This is a genomic window from Actimicrobium sp. CCC2.4, from assembly GCF_034347385.1.
Classification (GTDB): domain Bacteria; phylum Pseudomonadota; class Gammaproteobacteria; order Burkholderiales; family Burkholderiaceae_D; genus Actimicrobium.
Genome location: NZ_CP133777.1, coordinates 2,349,115 through 2,370,442 on the forward strand (window position 1 = coordinate 2,349,115; position 21,328 = coordinate 2,370,442).

19 protein-coding genes are annotated in these 21,328 nt (G+C 58.6%); 11 read left to right on the top strand and 8 right to left on the bottom strand.

Annotation, left to right across the window (positions count from 1 at the left end; genetic code table 11):
- Positions 1-26 precede the first annotated feature (26 nt).
- Positions 27-824 (bottom strand): outer membrane protein assembly factor BamD, encoded by a 798-nt coding sequence (locus tag RHM62_RS10960; RefSeq protein WP_322122137.1) that lies wholly within the window; start codon positions 822-824, stop codon positions 27-29.
- Between the two features lie 109 nt (positions 825-933).
- On the opposite strand from RHM62_RS10960, the gene RHM62_RS10965 reads away from it, so the two are divergent.
- Positions 934-2,001 (top strand): RluA family pseudouridine synthase, encoded by a 1,068-nt coding sequence (locus RHM62_RS10965; protein WP_322122138.1) that lies wholly within the window; start codon positions 934-936, stop codon positions 1,999-2,001.
- A gap of 4 nt (positions 2,002-2,005) precedes the next feature.
- Positions 2,006-2,761 carry a peptidoglycan editing factor PgeF gene (gene pgeF, locus RHM62_RS10970; RefSeq protein ID WP_322122139.1) on the top strand — a complete coding sequence of 252 codons (756 nt, stop codon included), beginning with the start codon at positions 2,006-2,008 and terminating at the stop codon, positions 2,759-2,761.
- A 7-nt stretch (positions 2,762-2,768) separates the two neighbouring features.
- On the opposite strand, the gene RHM62_RS10975 is transcribed toward pgeF, so the two are convergent.
- The gene (locus tag RHM62_RS10975) at positions 2,769-3,002 is read right to left on the bottom strand and encodes a hypothetical protein (protein WP_322122140.1); all 234 of its coding nucleotides are present in this window, start codon (positions 3,000-3,002) and stop codon (positions 2,769-2,771) included.
- Positions 3,003-3,058: 56 nt separating this feature from the next.
- Here RHM62_RS10975 and phaC point away from each other — a divergent pair, with 56 nt between their 5' ends.
- The 5 genes from phaC to RHM62_RS11000 all read left to right on the top strand — a co-directional run bounded on the left by phaC (position 3,059) and on the right by RHM62_RS11000 (position 8,949).
- Positions 3,059-4,777 carry a class I poly(R)-hydroxyalkanoic acid synthase gene (phaC, locus tag RHM62_RS10980; RefSeq protein ID WP_322122141.1) on the top strand — a complete coding sequence of 573 codons (1,719 nt, stop codon included), beginning with the start codon at positions 3,059-3,061 and terminating at the stop codon, positions 4,775-4,777.
- Positions 4,778-4,792: 15 nt separating this feature from the next.
- On the top strand, positions 4,793-5,533 hold the full coding sequence (gene phbB, locus RHM62_RS10985) for an acetoacetyl-CoA reductase (protein ID WP_322122142.1): 741 nt from the start codon (positions 4,793-4,795) through the stop codon (positions 5,531-5,533).
- A gap of 178 nt (positions 5,534-5,711) precedes the next feature.
- Complete coding sequence (gene phaR / locus RHM62_RS10990; RefSeq protein WP_322122143.1) at positions 5,712-6,272, top strand: polyhydroxyalkanoate synthesis repressor PhaR; 561 nt, start codon at positions 5,712-5,714, stop codon at positions 6,270-6,272.
- Between the two features lie 86 nt (positions 6,273-6,358).
- Complete coding sequence (rimO, locus tag RHM62_RS10995) at positions 6,359-7,750, top strand: 30S ribosomal protein S12 methylthiotransferase RimO (RefSeq protein WP_322122144.1); 1,392 nt, start codon at positions 6,359-6,361, stop codon at positions 7,748-7,750.
- 26 nt (positions 7,751-7,776) lie between these two features.
- Positions 7,777-8,949 carry a cystathionine beta-lyase gene (locus tag RHM62_RS11000; RefSeq protein WP_322122145.1) on the top strand — a complete coding sequence of 391 codons (1,173 nt, stop codon included), beginning with the start codon at positions 7,777-7,779 and terminating at the stop codon, positions 8,947-8,949.
- A gap of 17 nt (positions 8,950-8,966) precedes the next feature.
- Here RHM62_RS11000 and RHM62_RS11005 read toward each other — a convergent pair whose 3' ends face one another.
- Complete coding sequence (locus RHM62_RS11005; protein WP_322122146.1) at positions 8,967-9,329, bottom strand: hypothetical protein; 363 nt, start codon at positions 9,327-9,329, stop codon at positions 8,967-8,969.
- A 68-nt stretch (positions 9,330-9,397) separates the two neighbouring features.
- Complete coding sequence (locus RHM62_RS11010) at positions 9,398-10,405, bottom strand: AraC family transcriptional regulator (protein WP_322122147.1); 1,008 nt, start codon at positions 10,403-10,405, stop codon at positions 9,398-9,400.
- Between the two features lie 189 nt (positions 10,406-10,594).
- On the opposite strand from RHM62_RS11010, the gene icmF reads away from it, so the two are divergent.
- Positions 10,595-13,873, top strand: a complete 3,279-nt coding sequence (gene icmF, locus RHM62_RS11015) for a fused isobutyryl-CoA mutase/GTPase IcmF (protein ID WP_322122148.1) — start codon at positions 10,595-10,597, stop codon at positions 13,871-13,873.
- A 233-nt stretch (positions 13,874-14,106) separates the two neighbouring features.
- Here the strand turns inward: icmF and RHM62_RS11020 are convergent, their stop codons facing one another.
- Positions 14,107-14,508, bottom strand: a complete 402-nt coding sequence (locus RHM62_RS11020) for a type II toxin-antitoxin system VapC family toxin (RefSeq protein WP_322122149.1) — start codon at positions 14,506-14,508, stop codon at positions 14,107-14,109.
- The gene (locus RHM62_RS11025; RefSeq protein ID WP_322122150.1) at positions 14,505-14,744 is read right to left on the bottom strand and encodes a type II toxin-antitoxin system Phd/YefM family antitoxin; all 240 of its coding nucleotides are present in this window, start codon (positions 14,742-14,744) and stop codon (positions 14,505-14,507) included. Before RHM62_RS11025 ends, RHM62_RS11020 begins: the two co-directional genes overlap by 4 nt.
- A gap of 337 nt (positions 14,745-15,081) precedes the next feature.
- On the opposite strand from RHM62_RS11025, the gene RHM62_RS11030 reads away from it, so the two are divergent.
- The 3 genes from RHM62_RS11030 (at position 15,082) to RHM62_RS11040 (ending at position 18,191) form a co-directional block, all read left to right on the top strand.
- Positions 15,082-16,269: an acyl-CoA dehydrogenase family protein gene (locus RHM62_RS11030; RefSeq protein WP_322122151.1), complete on the top strand. Its 1,188-nt coding sequence runs from the start codon at positions 15,082-15,084 to the stop codon at positions 16,267-16,269.
- On the top strand, positions 16,266-16,934 hold the full coding sequence (locus RHM62_RS11035; RefSeq protein WP_322122152.1) for a histidine phosphatase family protein: 669 nt from the start codon (positions 16,266-16,268) through the stop codon (positions 16,932-16,934). The genes RHM62_RS11030 and RHM62_RS11035 overlap by 4 nt, the downstream gene beginning before the upstream one ends.
- A 72-nt stretch (positions 16,935-17,006) precedes the next feature.
- Positions 17,007-18,191, top strand: coding sequence for an acetyl-CoA C-acyltransferase family protein (locus tag RHM62_RS11040; RefSeq protein ID WP_322122153.1), 1,185 nt, complete (start codon positions 17,007-17,009; stop codon positions 18,189-18,191).
- Between the two features lie 133 nt (positions 18,192-18,324).
- Here the strand turns inward: RHM62_RS11040 and RHM62_RS11045 are convergent, their stop codons facing one another.
- The gene (locus tag RHM62_RS11045) at positions 18,325-20,382 is read right to left on the bottom strand and encodes a hypothetical protein (RefSeq protein ID WP_322122154.1); all 2,058 of its coding nucleotides are present in this window, start codon (positions 20,380-20,382) and stop codon (positions 18,325-18,327) included.
- An 88-nt stretch (positions 20,383-20,470) separates the two neighbouring features.
- Positions 20,471-21,313 (bottom strand): phosphoserine phosphatase SerB, encoded by an 843-nt coding sequence (gene serB / locus RHM62_RS11050; protein ID WP_322122155.1) that lies wholly within the window; start codon positions 21,311-21,313, stop codon positions 20,471-20,473.
- Positions 21,314-21,328 lie beyond the last annotated feature (15 nt).

Consider the following 21,328-nt stretch of genomic DNA (forward strand, 5'->3'; position numbering starts at 1 on the left):
CGCAGCGAGGTCTTTTTTGATTCGAGTTACCAGATTTTCCACCATGGCGCGCTGTCTTTGGGACCGCCGCGATAATAGACGCTATTCGGAAAATTTTGCTTCATCACGCGACCGGCATCATCACGCAACTCCGGCATACCGAGTTCGTCATAGCTGCGTGTCATGACAAACAGCGCTTCTTCGGTGGCCGGCGCGGTCGGATATTGCTTGACCGCAAACTGGGCCCGGTTGACTGCTGCCACGTAGGCACCACGCCGGAAGTAGTATTTCGCGACATGAACCTCATGCTGTGCAATTGCGTTGACCAGGTATTTCATGCGCAGGCGCGCATCGGCTGCGTAGATACTGTCCGGAAAACGTTCAACCAGAAGCTTGAATGACTCGAAGGCTTCGTGGGCGGCTTTCGGATCGCGCTCGGTCGCATCCTGGCGGGAGACAAAATCAAACAGGCCGAGCTTGTCATTGAAATTGACCAGCCCGCGCAAGTAGTACATGTAATCGACGTTCGGATGATTCGGATGCAGCTTGATGAAGCGCTCGACGGCGGCTAGCGCCTGTGCCTGGTCGCTCTGGCGGTAATAGGCGTAGGCCACTTCCATCTGGGCTTGCTGGGCGAAGGTACCGAACGGATAACGCGATTCGAGTCGCTCGTAATATTTGATTCCGGTTTCGTAGTTGCCGGTTGAGATTTCGTCGCGTGCCTCCGCGTATAATTTGGCCGCCGACCAGTTTTTGGTTTCGTCGATTTTCTCCGGCAACAGGCCACATGCCGAGATCGTGAATGCCAGCGCCAGTGCGGCGCATTTCAATAATTTGTTTCGCATAGTCTTTGCAAGAATCGCTTCGTGAATTATTTCGTGAATTATTGCGTCAATCGCTACGTGTATTTATTTGTGAATTTTTAGTACTAATTTAATGGGCTGATTATAGCCGATGGGACTTGCCGTGAGATTAACGCCACCGCTGAACGATGCGGAAAACCTGCCCGAACTCGATATTGACGAGCAGGAAGAATACACCGGCGGCTTGCCCGACATGCCGCCGATTGAACTGGACCTGACTCCCGGCGACTGCGGCGATCGGTTGGACAAAGTCGTTGCCCGACTGGTTCCGCAGTTTTCGCGCAGCCGCATGCAGCAATGGATAGACGACGGTTTTGTCACCGTCGACGGCAAGGTCGGACGTACGCGGATGACGGTGTACGGTGACGAACATATCGTCGTTCTGCCACAAGCTGCGCCGGAAGACACCGCCTTTGCCCCCGAAGAAATGGCGCTCAATATCGTCTATGAAGACGAGGCCATCATCGTCGTCAACAAGCCGGCCGGCCTGGTCGTGCATCCCGGCTCGGGCAACTGGTCCGGCACCTTGCTCAACGGCTTGCTGCACTACTGGCCGGCACTGATCGGCGTACCGCGTGCCGGTATCGTGCATCGCCTCGACAAGGACACCAGCGGTCTGATGGTCGTGGCCAAGACGCTCGAAGTGCACACCGATCTGGTTCGCCAACTGGCCGCCCGCACGGTCAAGCGTGAATACTTTGCGCTGGTCTGGGGCACGCCAAATCTCAGCGGCACGATCGATGCCTCAATGGGCCGTCATCCGCGTGACCGGATCCGGATGGCCGTGCTGGAAAGCATGTCCGCCAAGCCGGCGATCACGCATTTCGAACGGATTGAATCGGGCTTGCTGGATCGTCGTCCGGTCAGCCTGATGCGCTGCCGTCTCGAAACCGGTCGTACCCATCAGATTCGCGTTCATATGCAATCGATCGGCTTTGCGCTGGTCGGCGACACGCTCTACGGTAAGCAGCATCTGGCACCGGCGTTTCATCGCCAGGCCTTGCAGGCACGCCGGCTCGGACTGGTCCATCCGGTCACCGGCGAAGACGTCGAATGGCGCGTGCCGCTGGCCGACGACTTCGCGGCACTGATCGCCTCGGCGGATATTCCCGAGCCGGACATGATGGACGACTCCTACCTGGAATCCGACGAGGAGTAATGCCGTGTCGATACTGGCATTCGACTGGCCGGATATGCCGCGCGGTGTCCGAGCGATCAGCACAACGCGTGCCGGCGGCATCAGCTTGCCGCCTTTTGATGATGGCGTGCACGGTGGTGGCCTGAATCTCGGGACGCATGTCGGCGATGTGGTCGCGGCAGTTCAGCATAACCGCGAGCGCTTGCGCACTCTGTTGCCGTCTGATCCGGTGTGGCTGACCCAGGTCCATGGACATGACGTCATTGATGCCGGTCAGGTCGATGGCGTGCCGCAAGCCGACGCCAGCGTCACTGACTTGTCCGGCGTTGTGTGCGCAATCCTGACGGCAGACTGCTTGCCGGTATTGTTATGCGATGTGGCTGGCACTGTCGTTGGTGCGGTCCATGCGGGCTGGCGCGGACTGGCTGGCGGCGTGCTGCAAAACAGCGTGGCCGCGCTGCACAAAAAAGGCGCTGGCGAAATCCTCGCCTGGCTCGGTCCGGCCATCGGGCCGCAGCAATTTGAAGTCGGCAGCGAAGTGGTCGGGGCTTTCGTTGCCGGTAATCCGCTGGCGGCAACGGCCTTCACGGCCCGGCCGGGCATCGCCGGCAAATATCTGGCGGACCTGTACCAGCTTGCACGTCTGGTGCTGGCAGGGCAGGGCGTCTTGCGGGTGGCCGGTGGCTCGCATTGCACGATGACTGGGCGCGGGCAATTTTATTCGTTCAGGCGCGATGGTCAGACCGGCAGGATGGCGTCGCTGATCTGGCTGGAGCGATAGGGCGGTTTTACGGCACGGACGAGTTGTCGTTCGCCGCTTCTGCGTCGGCAAGACGTTTGGCTTTCTCTGCAGCATGCCGTTTTCGCTTGCGTTGAGGCGTCCCCATCACGTATAAAATGATCGACAACGGAAAAGCACAATAGAAAAAAAAGGTCATCAATCCAGCGATAAAAGAACCTTCCGTCATTGCCATCAGCAGGACGACATACACCCAGGCGATGGCCACCAGATACAAATACATGTTGATTCCGTTCGATACCGATAAACCGTAACGATACCCGAAACGATGAGGCCCGCATGACCCGACCAGATCCGCTTGCCGCAATGCCCGCCTGGATGGCCCAGTTGGCCGACACGACCCAGTGGCAGAATTTGCTGAAGCCCATGCAGTTTCCTTCCGCACCTGCGGGCCAACCAGCGATTCCCGGGGTGCCTGCCGCAGAGTTCGATCCGGCCGTGATGGCCTCCTTGCAGGCCAAGTACATGCAGGAGCTGGGGTCGTTATGGACAAGCACGATGAGTGCGCCGGCAGCGGCGATTGCCGACAAGCGCTTTGGCGCACCGGCATGGCAAGCCAATCCGATGGGCAGTTTCAATGCCTCGGCCTACTTGCTCAATGCGAAGTTCCTCAATGCGATGACCGATGCCGTCAAGGCCACACCCAAGGTCAAGGAAAAAATCCGCTTCAATGTGCAGCAAATGATCGATGCGATGTCGCCGGCAAATTTTCTGGTCACCAATCCCGAAGCACAGCAATTGCTGCTGGAGACCAAAGGCGAAAGCCTGTCGCGCGGCCTGACCCAGCTGCTGGCCGACATGCGCAAGGGCCGCATTTCGCAGACCGATGAAACCGCCTTCGAGGTCGGCAAGAACGTCGCCACCACCGAAGGTGCCGTGGTCTTCGAAAACGAACTGTTCCAGCTGCTGCAATACAAGCCGCTGACCAAGACGGTATTCGAACGGCCGCTACTGATCATGCCGCCGTGTATCAACAAGTACTACATCCTCGACCTGCAACCGGAGAACTCGCTGGTGCGCTACGCAGTCGAGCAGGGCCATACCGTATTTCTGATTTCATGGCGTAATCCGGATGCGTCGCTGGCGCATCTGACCTGGGATGACTACATCGGACTGGGTGCTTTTGAGGCGATCGCTGTCACGCAGCAAATTTCCGGGCAGGAGCAAATCAACGCGCTCGGGTTTTGCGTCGGCGGCACCATCCTCTCGACGGCGCTGGCGCTGCTGTTTGCGCGCGGCGAAAAACCGGTGTCCAGCCTGACCTTGCTGACGGCCTTCCTCGACTTCACCGATACCGGCATCATCGATGTGTTCGTCGATGAAGAAGCGGTCGTTAAGCGCGAGCAGGCGATCGGCCAGGGCGGTCTGATGGAGGGCAAGGAGTTCGCCCAGACATTTTCCAGTCTGCGCTCCAATGACCTGGTCTGGAGCTACGTCAAATCCAACTACCTGAAAGGCGAAGCGCCGCCGGCGTTCGACCTGCTGTACTGGAATTCTGACAGCACTAATCTGCCGGGGCCGATGTTCTGTTGGTACCTGCGTAATACCTATCTCGAGGACGGCCTCAAGCATCCGGGCAAGGTCAGCGTGCTAGGCGAGCCGGTCGACTTCGGACAGATTGCCGCACCCACTTTTTTGTACGCATCGCGCGAAGACCATATCGTGCCGTGGACCTCAGCGTATGCCTCGATGGCGCTGCTCAATCCCAAGCATCCGAAACTGAACCAGTTTGTCGTCGGTGCCTCCGGCCATATCGCCGGCGTCATCAACGCGCCAGCCAAGAACAAGCGCAGTTTCTGGAGCAACGACAAGGTCGCCAAATCGGCCGCAGAGTGGATGGAAAAATCCACCGAGCAGCCCGGCAGCTGGTGGCCGTCATGGGCGGCATTCCTGCAAAAGCACGCGGGTAAACAGGTCAAGCCGCGCGCCTATGGCAATGCCGATTTCCCGGTCATTGAACCTGCACCGGGTCGCTACGTCAAAGCCAAGTCCAGCTAACTTTACGGAGGAGTCATGGCACAACATATCGCTTACGTGACCGGTGGCATGGGGGGAATCGGTACGCCGATTTGCCGGCGGCTCTGCAAGGAGGGCTACACGGTCATCGCCGGTTGCGGTCCGAATTCGCCGCGCAAGGACAAGTGGCTGGCTGACATGCGCAGTCAGGGCTGCATGGTCCACGCCTCGGAAGGCAATGTGGCTGACTGGGATTCCACGGTGGCCGCGTTCGAGAAAGTCCGGGCCGAAGTCGGCGTGGTCGATATCCTGGTCAACAACGCCGGCATCACCCGCGACGGCCAGTTCCGCAAGATGCTGAAGTCGGACTGGGATGCGGTCATCGATACCAATCTCAATTCGCTGTTCAACGTCACCAAGCAAGTCATCGAAGGCATGATTGCGCAGGGCTGGGGCCGCATCATCAATATCTCGTCGGTCAATGGCCAGAAAGGGCAGTTCGGCCAGACCAATTATTCGACCGCCAAGGCCGGCTTGCACGGCTTCACCATGGCGCTGGCACAGGAAGTCGCCACCAAGGGCGTCACCGTCAACACGGTCTCGCCCGGCTATATCGGAACCGACATGGTGCGGGCCATCCGCGCCGACGTGCTCGACAAGATCGTCGCCGGCATTCCGGTCAAGCGGCTCGGAGAGCCCGATGAGATCGCCTCGATCGTGGCCTGGATCGCTTCCGACGAAGGCGGCTATGCAACCGGCTCCGACTTTTCACTCAATGGCGGCTTGCATATGGGCTGACGGATTGCCGGCAGTTTTTTTTGCAGTGCAGAGGCTTATTCCCGAAAGACAAGAAACTCCGGTGACTGCGGCGGTAGCTGGGTGGTTTGACCCTATAATGAAGATCCCGAAAAGAACGAACGTTCAATTCGGTAGTGATTAACGATGATGCGTTGCGACGCAATAAGTGGAAGTTTCTATGAACAGTGTTAAAAAAGTAGCCGAGCGACTGATCAAGAAATACCCGAATCGCCGTTTGTATGACACCCAGACCAGTTCCTACATCACGTTGGTCGATGTCAAGCAGCTGGTCCTGGACAATGAAGTTTTCATGGTCATCGACGCCAAGACGAACGACGATCTGACCCGCGCAATCCTGCTGCAGATCATCCTTGAAGAAGAGTCGAATGGCTCGCCGATGTTTTCCAGTGAAGCGCTGTCGCAGATCATCCGTTACTACGGGCATGCGATGCAGGGAATGATGGGCAACTACCTCGAGAAAAACATCCAGGCTTTCATCGATATCCAGAACAAGCTGACTGAAAACTCGAAGGGCATGTACGAAGGCAAACCCTTCAGTCCCGAAATGTGGACCCAGTTCATGAATGTCCAGGGGCCGATGATGCAAGGCATCACCAGCAATTACATCGAACAGAGCAAGAGCCTGTTCGTGCAGATGCAGGAGCAGATGCAATCCCAGACCAAATCGATGTTCGGTGCATTCCCGTTCAATCCGCTGGATCCGGCGAACAAGAAGTAAGTCGTCAAGAACCCGTCCGGTTCGGGGCGGCGCAGAGGGTACAATGGCGGCTTCGCTTTTTGTGCCTTTTTTTACGCCCCTATTCCATGTCCAGCTCCTCCGTCGTCATTCCTGTTGCCGTTGTTCCCGCCACCGCTCCCAAAGTCGGTTTTGTCTCGCTCGGTTGTCCCAAAGCGCTGGTCGACTCCGAACAAATCCTGACGCAACTGCGCGCCGAAGGCTACGAGACCGCCAAGTCCTACGATGGTGCCGACCTGGTCATCGTCAATACCTGCGGCTTCATTGATGCCGCCGTCCAGGAATCGCTGGACGCCATCGGCGAGGCGCTGCACGAAAACGGCAAGGTCATCGTCACCGGTTGCCTCGGTGCGAAGAAGGATGCCAACGGCGAGGACATCATCCTCAAAGTCCATCCGAAAGTGCTGGCCGTGACCGGTCCGCATGCGCTCGGCGAAGTCATGGATGCAGTCCACATTCATCTGCCAAAACCGCATGCGCCATTCCTGGATCTGGTGCCACCGCAAGGCGTCAAGCTGACGCCCAAGCATTTTGCGTATCTGAAGATTTCCGAAGGCTGTAACCACCGCTGCAGTTTCTGCATCATCCCATCGATGCGCGGCGACCTCGTGTCGCGCCCGATCGCCGAAGTCATGCTCGAAGCCGAAAACCTGTTCAAGGCCGGCGTGCGCGAACTGCTGGTGATCTCGCAAGACACCAGCGCGTATGGCGTCGATGTCAAATTCCGCATGGGATTCTGGAATGGCCGTCCGGTCAAGACCCACATGACGCAGCTGGTCGAAGCGCTCGGCGAACTGGCCAAGCAATATGGCGCGTGGGTGCGCCTGCATTACGTCTACCCGTATCCGCATGTCGACGCGATCATCCCGCTGATGAACGAAGGGCACATCCTGCCGTACCTCGACGTGCCATTGCAGCATGCGCATCCCGATGTCCTCAAGCGCATGAAGCGTCCTGCCAACGGCGAAAAAAACATCGAGCGCATCCAGGCCTGGCGCGCGATGTGTCCCGACATCACGATCCGGTCGACCTTCATCGCCGGTTTTCCGGGCGAGACCGACGCCGAGTTCGAGTACCTGCTGGACTTCCTGAAAGAAGCCGAGATTGACCGGCTGGGTTGCTTTGCCTACTCGCCGGTCGAAGGCGCGACCGCCAATGCGCTTGATAATCCGGTGCCGGAAGAACTGCGCGAAGAACGCCGCGGCCGCGTGATGCTGCTGCAGGAACAGATTTCGACGAAGCGTCTCAAGGCCAAGGTGGGCAAGACCCTGCGCGTGCTCATCGATGCACTCGACGGCAGTGGCGGAGTTGGTCGCTCGTCGGCCGATGCGCCTGAAATCGATGGCGTCGTGTACGTCAAGCCCCCGTTCGAGCCGCATCGCAAACTCAAGGTCGGCGACTTTGTCGAGGTCGAGATCACTGCCTCTGACGCGCATGACTTGTGGGGCGAAGCACAATAATTTCAACTGTTCAAGGAGAGCACGGCGTGACCCATTCGAAATCCCTGCAAACCCTGCTGAGCCATAGCAACTACATCGCACCGGAGGGCTTCGCGGCTTTCCCGGTGCCCATTCACCATGCCTCCACGGTGGTCTTCAAGGATGTTGCCGCGATGCGTTCGCGCAGCTGGCAACACAAGAACGCGTACACCTACGGCTTGCACGGCACACCGACCTCGTTCACGCTCGAAGCCCGTCTAGCCGAAATCGAAGACGCGCATCAATGCCTGCTGGCACCGAGCGGGCTGGCCGCGATTGCACTGGTCAATCTCGGGCTGCTGAAATCCGGCGACGACGTGCTGTTGCCGGACAATGTCTACGGGCCGAATCGCGAGATGGCGCAATGGCTGGCGCAGGATTACGGTATCAGCGTGCGACTCTACGATCCGATGATCGGTGCCGGCATCGCGGAGCTGATCGAGCCTCATACCCGCTTGCTGTGGACCGAAGCACCCGGCTCGATCACGATGGAAGTGCCGGATATCCCGGCCTTGTGCGCGGCGGCCCATGCGCGCGGCGTGCTGGTGGCGATCGACAATACCTGGTCAGCCGGACTCGCTTTTCGCGCCTTCGACCACGGCGTCGACATCATCATGCAGGCGCTGACCAAGTACCAGTCAGGTGGCGCCGACGTGCTGATGGGCGCCGTGCTCACCCGTGATGACGCGCTTGCCCAGCAACTCGGACGGGCCCACATGCGGCTCGGCATGGGTGTCGGCATGGATGACGTGTACATGGTGCTGCGCAGCTTGCCATCGATGCCCTTGCGGTTCCACGCGCACGATATGGCGGCGCGGCAGATTGCCGGCTGGCTCAAGAGCCGTCCCGAAATCACCACCGTGTTACATCCGGCGTTGGAGGATTGCCCTGGGCACGCCCACTGGAAACGCGACTTCACCGGCGCCGGCGGCTTGTTCTCGGTGATCTTCGATGCGCGCTTCACGGAAGCGCAGACCGACCGCTTCGTCAACGCGCTGCAGTTGTTCCGCATCGGCTTCAGTTGGGGCGGCAGCAACAGCCTGTGCGTGCCTTACCGCATCGGCAGCATGCGTGACAGCTGGCAGCATGCCGGTCAGCTGGTGCGCTTCAATATCGGTCTTGAAAATCCGCTGGATCTGATCGCTGATATTGAACGTGCCCTCGCAACGTTGTCTGCCTGAGCCGGGCCTGTGCCGCCTCAAGCCGGCATCGGCCGGTTGTTATTCAGACCAATGAACCCGCGTATCAGCCGGTACGCCTTCCAAGCCCAAGCCCCAAACCAGATCAGGTAAGCCAGCGGAATCCCGATGATGGTAATGAAGCACAAACCGCCGGCAATAATCCAGAACAGGTACCACCAGAACGACGCAATCTGCCAGTTGTGATGGCTATAGACAAAGGTGCCGGCCGCATCACTGCGCTGGATATAGCTGATGATCAGCGGGATCCACGAGAACGCACCCAGCGCAAACACCAGACTCAGTGCATGAAAAATATACAGCCACCAGGCGACGTTCTTGATGGACTCGGTTTTCTGGTCGAACACGATTTCTTGGGACATGAATTGACTTCCTCGTTGGATGGACGGTTCAGGTTGATATGCCGCCACGGTCGGCAAAATTCAAGGGTTCAGGGCGCATGCACCCGCTGCCGGTATTGCCCCGGACTTGCACCAGTCCACTTCTTGAAGGCCCGATGAAACGCGCTGGCTTCCGCAAAGCCGAGATCGCCGGCGATGTCTGACATGCTGCGGTCGGTGTGACATAAATAATCCACCGCCATATCGCGCCGCAGTTGATCCTTGATGGCTTGGAACGATTGACCTTCTTCGTCCAGTCGCCGGCGCAGTGTCGACGGCGTCATGTGCAGGCTGTCGGCGACGACGTCAAAATCAGGCCATTCGGTGCGCGCCGCTGCCCGCAGCCGACGCCGGATTTGCGCGGCCAGGCCGGCCGTGTTCTTGTATTTCAGGACGATGTTGGCCGGTGCGCCGCGCAGGAAATCCTTCAGGCTGTCGCCGTTCTGAATCACCGGCAAATCCAGATGCGCCAGGTCAAACGAGAGCCGGGTTGCATCCGCATCAAAGCACAACTGTTCGCTGTACATGCGCTGGTATTCGGCACTGCGCGACGGTTCCGGATACGCAAACGTCGCCGACCGGATCGCGATGCGCCTGCCCACCAGCCAGCACGCGACGCCATGCTGCATCATCAGCAGCGTCTCGATACCGAACACATGGGGCGCTCGTCCTGCTGTTTCGCGGATGGCCAGATGGGCATGGCGATCATCGACTTCCAGCGCGCACTGGAAATCATCAAGTATCAGATTGAAAAACCGCGCCATCTGCAGCAGCGCCAGCCGCAGCGTCGGACAATGAATCAGGCCGCGGCTGAGCATCGCAAAGGTGCCCGGCTTCATGCGGCGGCTGTCCTGACCGAACAGTTCGTCATCGAGCGCCAGCGCGACGCCGCGCCACAGGGTGCTGAAATTTTGTGCAGTCACGCGACTTTGCGATGACTGCAGCAGCACCGGCGCGATGCCCGCCTTGCGCAACAGCGCAGCCGGATCGATGCCGCGCGCAATGACCGCTTCAAGGGCCGAGCGCACGAAGTAAATCGAGACGTTACCTTTGTCCATAGAAGTGCGGGAAATGACCGGTCGGAAACAAGCAGCGAGTGTAGCGCGAAGCACCGTGCCTGCCATGGCCCGTTGACCATTCCAACCAATTAGTTTGCTTTTTTTCGGCATGGCTATCGGTGGCCGATTTTCCTATACTGAAAAAATTGTCTTTCGTCCCCGATCACCCTTTCCGTGAAGCGACCCGCCATGACCGATCTCTCCGTTGTCCAGAAACTGACCGAATACAAAGTCGTCAACAAGGTTCGCTTCGTCACGGCCGCGTCGCTCTTCGATGGCCACGATGCGTCGATCAACATCATGCGCCGCATCCTGATGGCCAATGGCGTCGAGGTGATCCATCTCGGGCATAACCGCTCGGTCGACGACATCGTCACCGCCGCCTTGCAGGAAGACGTACAGGGCATTGCGATCTCGAGTTATCAGGGCGGTCACGTCGAATACTTCAAGTACATGATCGACCTGCTGCGCGAACGCGGCGGCGCGCATATCAAGGTCTTTGGCGGCGGTGGCGGCGTAATTGTCCCCACTGAAATCGCCGACCTGCACGCGTATGGCGTGTCGCGTATTTTCAGTCCCGAAGACGGCCAGCGCCTTGGCCTCGTCGGCATGATCCTGTCGATGATCCAGGCTTGCGATATCGACCTGTCGACCTACGCACCGACCACGCTCGCACCGCTGCAAAACGGCTCGCTGATCGAGCGTCAGCGGCCGCTGTCACAACTCATCACCGCACTGGAAAACGATCACGTTTCTGCTGCCCTCAGAACCGGATTGCATACCGCTGCCGACGTCATCAAGGTGCCGGTACTCGGCATCACCGGCACCGGTGGCGCGGGTAAATCGTCGCTCACTGACGAGCTGATCCGCCGCATCCGGCTCGACCAGGATGATGCGTTGAACATCGCCGTGATCTCGATCGATCCGTCACGCCGCAAGTCCGGTGGCGCGCTGCTCGGCGATCGTATTCGCATGAACGCCATCAGTCCCTGGGGCGGTATCAGCCGCGTCTTCATGCGCTCGCTGGCCACGCGCGAAGCCGGTTCCGAAATCTCGCAGGCGCTGCCCGATGTGATTGCTGCCTGCAAGGTGGCCGGCTTTGATCTGGTCATCGTCGAGACCTCCGGCATCGGCCAGGGCGACGCCGCCATCGTCCAGCATGTCGACCTGTCGATGTACGTGATGACGCCGGAATTCGGCGCGGCCTCGCAGCTCGAAAAAATCGACATGCTCGACTTCGCCGACTTCGTCACCATCAACAAATTTGACCGCAAGGGCTCGCTCGATGCACTGCGCGATGTCGCCAAGCAGTACCAGCGCAACCGCGAACTGTGGAGCCTGAAGCCGGAGCAGATGCCGGTGTTCGGCACGCAGGCATCGCGCTTTAATGACGATGGCGTCACGGCCTTGTATCAAGGCTTGCTGCCACGGCTGGCTGACTGCGGTTTGCCGGTCAAGGCCGGCAAGCTCGCAGCGGTTGACGTGCGCCACTCGTCGGGCAAGAACGCCATCGTGCCACCGGCCCGCAGCCGCTATCTGGCCGAGATCGCCGACACCGTGCGCGGTTATCACGTCTTCACCGCCAAGAATGTCAAGCTGGCGCGCGAACGCCAGCAATTGCAGGAATCGAAACGCATGCTGACCGAAGCCGGCAGGGTCGTCGACATGGACGACCTGATCACTGATCGCGACAACCGGCTCGACGCTGGTGCCAAGCAACTCATCGCCGGCTGGCCCGCGATGCAGGTGGCCTACGCCGGTGACGAGTACGTGGTCAAGATTCGCGACAAGGAAATCCGCACTCGCCTGGTCGCCACCACGCTGTCTGGCACCAAGATCCGCAAGGTCGCCTTGCCGCGCTTTGAAGACCACGGCGAGATACTGCGTTTTCTGATGCTGGAAAACGTGCCGGGGTCGTTTCCGTACACCGCCGGCGTGTTCCCGTTCAAGCGTGAAAACGAAGACCCTACCCGCATGTTTGCCGGTGAGGGCGATGCCTTCCGCACCAACCGCCGTTTCAAGCTGGTCTCTGAAGGGATGGAGGCGAAGCGCCTGTCGACCGCGTTTGACTCGGTTACCTTGTACGGTGCCGATCCGGCGGTGCGTCCTGACATCTACGGCAAAGTCGGCAATTCGGGCGTCTCGATTGCGACGCTCGACGACATGAAAGTGCTTTATAGCGGCTTCGAATTGTGCGACCCGACCACCTCGGTCTCAATGACCATCAATGGTCCCGCACCGTCGATTCTGGCGATGTTCATGAACACCGCGATCGACCAGCAACTCGACAAGTTCCGCGCCGAAAAGTCACGCGAGCCGACTGCCGACGAAGCCGCCAAGGTCCGCGCGTGGGTCTTGCAGAATGTGCGTGGCACGGTGCAGGCCGACATCCTGAAAGAAGACCAGGGCCAGAACACCTGCATCTTCTCGACCGAATTTTCATTGAAGGTGATGGGCGACATCCAGCAGTATTTTGTCCAGCATCTGGTGCGCAATTTTTACTCGGTATCGATCTCCGGTTATCACATCGCCGAAGCCGGCGCGAACCCGATTTCGCAGCTTGGTTTCACGCTGTCGAATGGCTTCACGTTTGTCGAAGCCTACCTGGCGCGCGGCATGAAGATCGATGATTTCTCGCCGAATCTGTCGTTCTTCTTCAGCAATGGCATGGACCCGGAATACACGGTGCTGGGCCGCGTCGCCCGCCGCATCTGGGCGGTGGCGATGCGCGAAAAATACGGTGCCAACGAACGTTCACAAAAGCTCAAGTACCACATCCAGACCTCGGGTCGTTCGCTGCATGCGCAGGAAATCGACTTCAACGATATCCGCACCACGCTGCAAGCCTTGATCGCGATCTACGACAACTGCAACTCGCTGCACACCAACGCCTACGACGAAGCCATCACCACGCCGACCGATGAATCGGTGCGCCGTGCACTGGCAATCCAGCTGATCATCAACCGCGAATGGGGTCTGGCCAAGAACGAGAATCCGAACCAGGGCAGCTTTATCATCGATGAGCTGACCGACCTGGTTGAAGAAGCAGTGCTGCAGGAATTCGAGCGTATTGCCGAACGCGGTGGTGTACTCGGTGCTATGGAAACCGGCTACCAGCGCGGCAAGATCCAGGAAGAGTCGATGCTCTACGAGCACCAGAAACACGACGGCACGCTGCCCATCATCGGCGTCAATACCTTCCGCAATCCGAAGGCCAGTGACACGCCGCAAATCATCGAACTGGCCCGTTCCAGCGATGAAGAAAAGCAGTCGCAGCTGGCGCGCCTGGCGGCCTTTCATGCACTGCATGCCGATGAATCACCGGCCATGCTGGCCGCGCTGCAGCAAGCGGTGATCGAGGACGGCAACGTGTTCGAGAAGCTCATGGATGCGGTGCGGGTCTGCTCGCTCGGGCAGATTACCGATGCGCTGTTCGAGGTGGGCGGGCAGTATCGGCGCAGCATGTGATGGGGGTAACGAGGCCGGTCGAGGGCCGCCTGTTGTCTGCGAAAGTTCGCAGCAACAGAGCGGTATTGATCGGTTAAGAACGGATTCGAGGATTATCGACATAACAGATCAATATTGCTCTTTTAGTGGATTTTTGATGCGTTGGCGCGCGTAACGGAGCGATTTCGCTCCGTTACGCGACGCTGCGTTGAAGATATCCAGACCCGAATTTGGTCTTCGGCATTTTCTTTCGCTCACCAGATCGACTTGACGTGTTCGTATGCTCGAATTTTTTCATCTTTCGTCACGAGCGGTGCGGCGAGCTTCCGCGCAGTCGCGACAATCATCCTGTCTGCGGGATCTTTGTGAAACTCCCCAGGCAGATCAACCGACTTCAATGCAAGCGCAACATCTACCGGCCAGAATTTCACCGTATCGATTTCAGCCACCGCATCGAGCCAGCCCGCAACATCCATCGAAAGGATGAGTCGTCCTTTTTCTACGAGCATTGCAATTTCCCAGGCGGATATTGCCGAGACAATAATTTGACCGCCAGGAACAGACATTTCCGATTCAATGGTTTTTTTCGCCTGGTCGCTCAACATCTTGTCACCAGTAACCCACCAGATTAGTGAGTGCGTATCCCGCACAATCATTGCGCCGACTCCCAATCGACATCGATGGGAGAAGTCGGGTCAACGTAACTGACGACCGAGCCCCGGAGAACATCGAGCGGATTGCGTTTTTGGTCGATATTGCGGTACGGACGGACTTCAAGGGCTGGCCTTCCGTGGTCGGTGACGATCACACTCTGACCGGATGACTCGACCTGCCGAAAATATTCCAACGCCTTCGATTTGAACTCAGACTTAGAAACTTGCTTGTTTTCCATAAATTCTCCAGGCACCAGTATTTGACTATGGGCAGATGACTATAGCCGCCCAACTATAGTAAAAATGACTAGCAAAACAAGTCATTTTATCGTCGCATAGGTTGGAAAACACGCTTGGAACATGAACGCACCTAGGAAATCATGACAGCTAATTTCCAAGGTGTGAACGATGGCAAACCAGCCTCGGAAAGACTGAATTCGCGTCCGTCTGCCTTCTGCACATCGCGCTGATTGCGCTGCCGGCGATCGACCACGCTGGTCTCTTTACCAGCACTTGAGAGCAACACGGCAATGCTTGTTATGCTGGCGCACTTCATTCAAATAACCAAAGAGACTCATGGACTTTTCACTGTCATCTGAAATCAAGGATCTGCAGGAACGCACCCGCCGTTTCATCGCCGACGTCGTCATCCCGTTCGAAAATGATCCGCGTCAAACCGGCCACGGTCCTACCGAATCGCTGCGTGAAGAACTGGTCGCTGCCGGTCGCGCGGCCGGTTTGCTGACGCCGCATGCGTCGGTCGAACTGGGGGGGCTGGGCTTGTCCCATGTCGCCAAGGCGGCCGTGTTTGAAGCCGCCGGTTACTCGCCGCTCGGTCCGGTTGCGCTGAACATCCACGCGCCGGACGAAGGAAATATCCATTTGATGGAACACGTCGCGTCGCCCGCGCAAAAAGAGCGTTGGTTGCGACCGCTGGTCGAAGGCCGGATCCGCTCGTGCTTTGCGATGACCGAACCGGCACCCGGTGCCGGCTCCGACCCGTCGATGATGCAAACCATTGCTATCCAGGATGGCGACGACTACCTGATCAGCGGCACCAAGTGGTTCATCACCGGTGCCGAAGGCGCGAGCTTTGCGATCATCATGGCGCGCATGGAAGACGGTTCGGCGACGATGTTCCTGTCCGATATGAATCGTCCGGGCATCGTGCTGGAACGCTTGATGGAGTCGCTCGATTCCTGTTTTGCGGGTGGCCATGGCGTGCTGCGTTTTGATAATGTGCGGGTGCCGGCCACCGATGTACTTGGTGAAATCGGCAAGGGTTTTCGCTATGCGCAGATTCGTCTGGCACCGGCACGGTTGACGCACTGCATGCGCTGGCTCGGGCAGGCACAGCGCGCGCATGACGTTGCGCTGGACTATGCCAGCGAGCGCCAGGCGTTCGGCAAAGCGCTGGGTGAACACGAAGGCGTCGGCTTCATGCTGGCTGATAACGCGATGGACTTGCATACGGCACGGCTCAATATTCTGCATACCGCATGGGTGCTCGACGAAGGCGGTCGCGGCAATATCGAATCGAGCATGACCAAGGTGATCTGTTCGGAAGCGATCTGGCGCGTGGTTGATCGCTGCGTCCAGATCCTGGGCGGACGCGGTGTGACCGCTGAGACCATCGTCATGCGGATCTTCAAGGATGTGCGCGGGTTCCGCATTTATGACGGCCCGAGCGAAGTGCACCGCTGGAGCATCGCCAACAAACTTGTCGGGGCACGCAAAAAAGAGCAGGGCACCGCAACCTCATGAGCCAGCTGACTTTGCTGCGCCACGGCCAGGCCGCGTTCGGTGCCAGCGACTACGATCAGCTGTCATCGCTGGGGCAGTTGCAGGCGCAAGCGACCGGCGAATTTTTTTATCAGCGCGGGACCACCTTTGACCGTGTCTGGATCGGACCGCGCCGGCGTCATCGCTTTACTGCCCAGCTGGCATTAGCTGAGATCGGCGGGGCGATTCCGGTCATCGACGATGGCCTCGATGAGTTCGCCGAAGGATCGCAATTACTGGCCGGTGCAGAGCAACGTACCGGCATGCAGGTCCTGTCCGATGCCAGCGTCCCGGCAGCAACGCGGCTGCGCCTGTATGCCGAAGAAATCCGCCTGTGGGCTGACGGCAGCATCGTTGTCGATGGTGTCGCGCCCGCTGCGCAATTTCGTGCCACGGTGGCAGACTGGTTGCGCCGCGCCACGGCCGACACGGCACCGGGACAGAAGGTGCTGGCAGTGACTTCTGCCGGCGTCATTGCCGCTGTACTGTGCGAAGTCGCCGGCTTGCCGGACAGCGCACTGGCGCACTTTATCGGCGTGATCGGCAATGCCTCGTTGACCGGCGTGGTGTTTTCGGGGAAGGGCACGGGGCTGACTTATTTCAATGGCACCGGACATCTGGCCGGCGATCTGTTGAGCGGGATCTGAAACCACGCGGCCCCTGGCGGCCGCTTTGGTTTATCCTGCGCCTCCACACAAATAATTATTCAGGGGATCTCCATGTCACAACGCGAAGTCGTCGTCGTCGGTCTGGCCAGAACGGCCATCGGCACTTTTGGCGGTTCACTCAAGGATGTACCGCTGTGTACGCTGGCAACCACCGCCGTGCGCGCCGCGCTGGAGCGCTCAGGCGTCGATGCTGCAGCGGTCGGCCATGTCGTGATGGGTAATGTGGTCCCGACAGAACCGCGGGACGCCTACCTGAGCCGGGTCGCATCAATGGATGCCGGCATTCCGCAGGAAACGCCTGCCTTCAACGTCAACCGCCTGTGCGGTTCGGGCCTGCAAGCGATCATCTCGGCGGCGCAGACCATCATGCTGGGCGATGCTGAGGTTGCCATCGGCGGCGGTGCCGAATCGATGAGCCGGGGGATTTACATCATGCCGTCGGCGCGCTGGGGTAACCGGATGGGGGATACCGGCGTGGTCGATTATGTCGCCGGCATCCTGCATGATCCGTGGCAACCGGTGCACATGGGCGTGACCGCCGAAAATGTCGCCGAGCGCTTTCACATCACGCGCGAGATGCAGGACGCACTGGCTCTTGAGAGCCAGCGCCGGGCCGCCCACGCCATCGCTGCCGGTTACTTCAAGGACCAGATCGTGCCGGTCGAAGTCAAGACCCGCAAAGGTATCGTGCTGTTCGATACCGATGAACATGTACGCGTGGAGACCTCGGCCGAATCACTGGCCAAAATGAAGCCGGTCTTCAAGAAAGACGGCATGGTCACGGTCGGCAATGCGTCCGGTCTGAACGATGGCGCTGGTGCGGTGGTGCTGGCCGACGCGCAACGTGCGGCAGCGCTCGGCCTCAAGCCGCTGGCCCGGTTGGTTGCTTATGCCCACGCCGGTGTCGAACCGCTGTACATGGGCATTGGGCCGGTGCCGGCGACGCGTCTGGCCTTGCAGCGCGCCGGCTTGCGGGTTGAAGACCTTGATGTAATTGAGTCCAATGAAGCCTTTGCTGCGCAGGCGTGCGCGGTCATTCAGGAACTGGGCTTTGACCCGGCCAAGGTCAATCCGAATGGTTCGGGCATTTCGCTCGGTCATCCGGTCGGCGCAACCGGCGCGATCATCACCGTCAAGGCGATCAACGAACTGCATCGCATCGGCGGCCGCTATGCATTGGTGACGATGTGTATTGGTGGCGGGCAGGGGATTGCAGCGATTTTCGAACGGATGTGAGTCAACGCAAGACGTGCTTCCCGGCCGGATGAGCATTGCGTTGGCTCCTCCGGTCCACCCGGCAAGACTAAGGCATCACGTTTTTGTGTAAAAAAAGCATACTGCATACAGTTGCGGTGCACTTGCCGCGGGCTTACTCGAGACGAGGCAATCCTGCCGCACGAAGTCCTGCCGGCGTGATCCGTGGGCAGTCTATAACTTCGAGTTGCCGCAAGGGCATGCTGCTTAAATGTCTGAGCATGGCATCGGTAAGCAGATGGCAAGCCTCCAGAGATAACTTCTGCAATGGCAGTTCCTGCAAGTGAGCGATGCCCTCATCGGTGATGCGGTTGCAGTTGAACAGACTTAATTGTTGAAGCGTCCGTCTGTCGGCGAGATGCGCAAGACCGTCATCGCTGATGTGGACGCAATTATTCAGGTGCAGTTCTTGTATCGGCATTCGTGCGACATGGGCGAGTCCGGCATCCGTGATCCGGTGGCAGTTTGTTAGACCAAGGTGCGTCAGGGGTAATACCGCCAGGTGCTTCATACCGGTATCGTCGATCAGCGTTGACCGGGACAGGTCCAGCTCTTTCAGGGGGAGGTGCTTCACGTGCTGCAGCGACGCATTGTTCAGTTGATGGCAATCTGCCAGCGTCAAGTGTCGCAATGACGTGCTGGTCACGTGACCCAGTCCGCTACCCTCGATATTGGGACATCCCGCCAGTTCCAGCGTCGTCAATGGCATGCCTTGCAAACATTCAAGTCCCCGATCCGTGAGTTCCTGCCATCCGTTCAGGCTCAGTGTTTTGAGTGGTAATCCCTGCAGATGCATTGCACCGGCATCCGTAAAATGGGGATTGAATGACAGATCCAATGACCGCAAGGCTGTCATACCGCTCAGATGCGCAAGGCCTGCATCCCTAAGCCCTGCACAGCCACTCAAATTCAAGTCCTGTAACGTGGCAACAGCGCTTGGTAATGCCGCCAGCGCGGCATCCGTCAACCCCGTGCAATTGGCCAGTCTCAGTTTCTGCAATGGCAAATGGTGCAACAGGCTCAGGCCGACCCCTGTGATTCTGTTACTGCCACTAAGGTCCAGATTGCGTAGCGATGAAATGGTAGTCAGGCCTAGCAGGGCGTTATCGGTGAGGAAGGGCGTATTTGCCAGATTCAGCGATTGCAATGGCAGGTAGCGCAGCGGAATCAGACTACCGCCACCGAGGCCGGAGCAACCCGCCATATCCAGATGCTGCAGCCGCGACAGCCGCTCCAGGCTGGACGTGGCACCCCAGACAAGTTGTCTGCACTCCTTCAGTGACAAACAGGTCAGGGTGCCACGGTTTAAATGGATCAAGCCTTCATTTGTGAAGCCGGTACAGCGGGACAAATCCAGATTACGTACTGGAACTGCCGCCAGATGCTTGAGTCCTGCATCGCCGAAGCCCTCGCAGCCGCTCAGAGACAGGTGGGACAAGCCGTGCCCGCCGAGATGTTTGAGCGCTGCATCGCTTATGCCTGGGCAGTCTGCCAGGCTGAGCTGCTTTAGCGGCAATTGTTTTAAGTGAGCCAGTCCCGCAGCCGTGATGCCGGTACAACCCTGCAGGTTCAAGCGCATCAGGGACGGCAGGTTGGCGAGATGCTGGAGACCTGCATCTGAGACACCTGTGCAGTATCGTAAATCCAGTTGCGTCAATGACTTCATGTTGGCGAAGTGCGCTAGTGCGGCATCACCAATTCCGGTGCAATGTCCCATATCGATTTTTGTCAGCCCAGTCAGGGGCGCCAGCGCGGCGAGTCCCGCCGCGGTGAGATGGCTGTTGTTGCTTAAGTCCAGATGTTGGATGCGCTGCAGGAACGTCGGCAACTCGGTTTGAATCAGACGCAAGTCGTGATCATTAAAATTACCGTTCGCCAAGTCCAGACCGGTCAGGCCACCGGCACGGAAAGCCCGCAGTGCGTCGCGCAGATCGACCGGAACCCGGACCGCAATCGCTTTGCAGGCTTCAGCGCCGATTGTTCTGAAGGTTCTTGAGATAAGTCGAAAATTGCTGCGATCAGCGGCATGCAGGCGCCCGGCAATCTGGATTAGCATCGGTGCGTCGAGACTGTGAATATCGATGGTGGGCGCTAATGCAGCTTCAACAGCGGTCGCATTGCGTTGTATGGCGCATGCTGACATGCACGGTATTTTTTGAAGAAAATTGCCCATCTCGATGTCTCTCGTGCTGGTTGATCTGGGCATGAGTGACTGTGCGAATGGTTCGGTTCCTTGATGTGGCAATACATGCAGTAAAGAATTACCTAAACAGATTCAGTATCCCGTCAAGCCCCACAAAATTGAGTGCCACATCCGCCTGCGCCCGCACCACCGGCTTGGCACGAAACGCCACCGACATCCCGGCAATACCCATCATCTGCAAGTCATTGGCACCATCACCCATGACGATGGCGTTCGCTGGCGTGGTGCCGAGTTCGGCGCAGAGGTGCGCAACGGTCAGTTTTTTTTGTTCGGCATTGACGATACCGCCGACTACACGGCCGGTCAGTTTGCCATCGACGATTTCCAGCACGTTTGAATGGGCGTAGTCCAATCCGAGCTGCTGTTTGATACGGTCGGTGAAAAAAGTAAACCCGCCCGACACCAGCAAGGTTTTCAAGCCCGCCACCTTGGCTGCTGCCAGCATGTTTTCGGCACCCGGCGACAACTGCAGGCGCTCATCGAACACCCGTTGCAGTGCCGACGCATCCAGCCCGGCCAGCAGCGCCACGCGGCGCGTGAGGCTGTCGTTGAATTCGATCTCCCCGCGCATCGCTGCTTCGGTGATGGCCGACACTTGCGGTTTAAGGCCTTGCATGTCGGCGATCTCGTCGATGCATTCGATTGTGATCAACGTCGAATCCATGTCCATTGCCAGCAGCTTGAAGTCTGCCAGTTGCAGGCTGGCTTTGACGAAGGCGTAATCGAGTTGCGCAGCCAGGCAGGCAGCATCGACGGCAGCCTTGATGTCGGCCGTTTGCGTCACGCCTTCGCAGCGAAACGCGGTGGCAGTGAGTGCGACGATGCCGGTTGCACCAGCCAGTGCGGCGATGCGGTCGATGACGTTGCGTTCGGCGGTAAGGCCTTGAAGGATTAGATTCATTGTGTGCAATTAAAT